Origin of the sequence: Kitasatospora sp. NPDC057512 (genome assembly GCF_042802135.1) — a bacterium.
GTDB lineage: Bacteria > Actinomycetota > Actinomycetes > Streptomycetales > Streptomycetaceae > Kitasatospora.
In genome coordinates this window covers 1-3434 of the sequence record NZ_JBHVET010000829.1, presented here as the reverse complement: position 1 = coordinate 3434, position 3434 = coordinate 1, and the positions used below count along the sequence as shown (strand labels likewise).

General features: G+C 73.7%; 3 protein-coding genes. All 3 read left to right on the top strand.

Translation table 11 applies throughout. The annotated features are described in order from the left end of the window. The first annotated feature begins 90 nt into the window (after positions 1-90). Complete coding sequence (locus tag ACFU6K_RS34410) at positions 91-1449, top strand: NDP-hexose 2,3-dehydratase family protein (RefSeq protein WP_380669836.1); 1359 nt, start codon at positions 91-93, stop codon at positions 1447-1449. A gap of 112 nt (positions 1450-1561) precedes the next feature. Continuing rightward, a complete protein-coding gene (locus ACFU6K_RS34405) occupies positions 1562-2755 on the top strand; it encodes an acyl-CoA dehydrogenase family protein (protein WP_380669834.1) in 1194 nt (397 codons plus the stop codon). Positions 2756-2805: 50 nt separating this feature from the next. Then, positions 2806-3434, top strand: a 629-nt coding sequence (locus tag ACFU6K_RS34400; protein WP_380669832.1) for an acyl-CoA dehydrogenase family protein, incomplete at its 3' end; no start/stop codon positions are given.

The following is a 3434-nucleotide window of genomic DNA, read 5'->3' as shown; positions in this document are numbered from 1 at the left end:
CCCCAGGGTGACCTCCGCGCCGATTCCCGTGCAAGCCGATTCCCCTGAAAGGACGTGGAGTTGAGCACCATCGGTACGGTTCGTGGAGGCATCGGCACCCGGCTTCCCGCCCTCACCCGGCGCCCCGCCGCGGCACCGGGCCCGGACGGTCCGGGCGCCTCGGCCGACGAGGTCGCGCGGTGGCTGTCCGATCGGGTGCGGGCCGACCGCTTCCGGGTCGAGCGCATCCCGTTCGACCGGCTCCGCGGGTGGTCCTTCGCCCCGGACACCGGCGACCTGGTCCACGACAGCGGGCGCTTCTTCTCGATCCAGGGCGTCGAGGTGGAGACGGCCGACGGCCCGGTGCCGACCTGGCGCCAGCCCATCATCGACCAGCCCGAGGTCGGCATCCTGGGGATCATCGCCAAGGACTTCGGCGGGGTGCGCCACTACCTGATGCAGGCGAAGATGGAGCCGGGCAACCCCAACATCGTCCAGCTCTCCCCCACCGTGCAGGCGACCCACAGCAACTACACCGGCGTGCACAAGGGCGCTCCGGTCGCCTACCTGGAGTACTTCCTCGATCCGTCCCGGGGGCGTCCCGTCGCGGACGTGCTGCAGTCCGAGCACGGCGACTGGTTCAACCGGAAGTTCAACCGGAACACGATCGTGCTGGTCGACGAGGAGGTGCCGGTCGCCGAGAACTTCCGCTGGCTGACCCTCGACCGGATCGCCGCGCTGCTGCACCGCGACAACCTCGTCAACATGGACGCCCGCACGGTGCTCTCCTGCCTCCCCCTCCCCGTCTCGGGAGCGAGCGGGCTGATCTCCGTGGAGCACATCGAGGGCTGGCTGGCCGCGGAGCGGGCCCGCCGCTCGCTGCGGGTACGGCGCGTCCCGCTGCGCGACACCGGGGGCTGGGTGCGGACCGCGCACGCGATCCGCCGGGTGCCGGACCGCCACTTCCGCGTGGTCGCGGTGGCCGTCGAGGCGGGCAGCCGCGAGGTGGCCCAGTGGACGCAGCCGCTGGTCGAACCCGTACGGCTGGGGCTGAGCGCCTTCGTGCTGCGGTACTTCTCGGGCGTGCCGCACCTGCTGGCCCGGGCCGGCGTGGAGGTCGGGTTCCAGGAGATCGCGGAACTCGCGCCGACGGTGCAGTGCACCCCGGAGCACCACCGCGGCCTCCCCCGCGGGCCCCGCCACCACTTCCTGGACGTGGTCGAGACCGCCGCGCCCTCCCGCGTCCGCTACTCGGCCCTCCACTCCGAGGAGGGCGGCCGCTTCCTGAACGCGGTGAGCCGCTACGCCATCGTGGAGGCGGACGGAGCCCAGGCGCCGTCCCAACCACCGCCCGGCTACTGCTGGGTGACACCTGGTCAGCTCTCCGCGCTGGTGACCCGCGGCGGGCGGGTGAACGTCCAGGCCCGCACCCTGCTCTCGGCGCTGACCACGCGCGCCGTCCGGCTCTGATCCCCCGGCACGCCGTCCACCGGGGTGCGGGACCGCCACCGCGCGACCGGTGGACCCGCCCCCGCCACGCCCCGAACTCCGCCGCCACGTCCATCACCAGGGAGAGCACGTCATGACGGACACCACCGCACCGACCGCCGTCCCCGACCGGGCCGAGATCCTCCGCCGGGCGCGCGAGGTGACGCCGGTACTGAGGAACAACGCGCCCTGGGGCGACGAGAACCGGCGCCTGTCGAAGGAGACCGTCTCGGTCCTGGCCGACGCCGGCCTGCTCCGCACCCGGATCCCCAGGCGCCTCGGCGGATTCGAGGCCGACATGCGCACCCAGGCCGAGCTCCTGGTGGAGCTGGCCCGCGCCGACGGCGCGGCGTCCTGGACGGCCGGCGTCTGGTCGATCAGCGCCTGGGTCGCCGCACTGTTCCCGGACGAGGTGCAGGACCGGGTCTTCGCCTCCCCGGACGCCCTGGTCAGCGGCATCATCAGCCCGACGGCCACCGCCGTCCCGGTCGACGGCGGCATCCTCGTCAACGGCTCCTGGAAGTTCAACAGCGGTGTCCAGCACAGCACGTGGGACACCAACGCGGCGGTCCTGCTCACCCCCGGCGCGGCCCCGCAGCCCATCATGACGCTGATCCCGGTCTCCGACCTGGAGGTGCTCGACGACTGGCACACCGTGGGGCTGCGCGGCTCCGGCAGCGTCACCACGGTCGCGCGGGACGTCTTCGTCCCCGCGGAGCGCTTCATCCCGATGGAGCCGGTCATGATCGGCGGCGGCGGGCGGGGCGGCAACGCCGGCTCGGAGATCTACCGGGCCCCGATCATGCCGACGGCCTGCGCGACGGTGAGCGCGACCGCGCTCGGCCTCGCGATCGCCGCGAAGGACGCCTTCTTCGAGCGCCTCCCCGACCGGCGGATCACCTACACCGACTACACCGACCAGCGCGAGGCGCCGCTGACCCACCTCCAGGTCGCGGAGGCCGCGGTGAAGATCGACGAGGCGGAGTTCCACTGCTACCGCCTCGCGGACCTCGTCGACGCGAAGAACGCCGCCGACGAGCCCTGGACACTGGAGGAGCGCGCCCTGGCGCGTCTGGAGACCGGCGCGGTCTGCGCGCGCGTGAAGGAGGCGGTGGACATCCTGGCCACCGCGAGCGGGGCGTCCTCGGTCTACCTGGACGTGCCGATCCAGCGGATCGAGCGGGACGTCCGGACCCTCCACCTGCACGCCGTCATGCACCCGAACACCAACCTCGAACTCTACGGCCGGCTGTTGTGCGGCCTGGCACCGAACACCCAGTACCTCTGAACCGCCGGTGCGAGCGCGATGCCCGGCCGGAACGAAACGGGAGGCGAACTGTGCTGACGGAGGCCGCGAACGAGGCCGCGCGCCCGGACCTGTCCGCGCCGGTCAGCGAGGCGGGCCGCAGGCTGCTCGGCCTCGTCTCCGAGCAGGTGCCGGCGATCCGCGCCGACGCCGACGCACGGGACCGGACCGGCACCTTCCCGGTCGAGGTCTTCGAACGCTTCGCCCGCGCCGGCGTGCTCGGCGGCACCGTCCCGGCGGAGCTCGGCGGGCTCGGCGTGGACCGCCTCCACGACGTCGCCCTGGCGCTCCAGGAGGTGGCCCGGGCCGACGCCTCGACGGCGCTCGCCCTGCACGTCCAGTTCAGCCGGGGCCTGACGCTGGCGTACGAGTGGCGCAACGGCAAGCCGGAGGCGGCGGCGCTCGCCGAGCGGGTGCTGCGCGCCATGGCGACCGGCGAGGCGCGGGTGTGCGGCGCCGTCAAGGACCCCCCGGGCACCGTGACGCGGCTGGAGCCGGACGGCTCCGGCGGCTGGCTGCTCTCCGGCCGCAAGACGCTGGTGAGCATGGCCCCGGTGGCCACCCACTTCTTCGCCTACGCCCTGGTCGAGGCGGACGGCCGCACCTGCCTCGCGGCGCCCCTCGTCGCCCTCGGCACCCCCGGCCTGGCCGTCCTGGACAC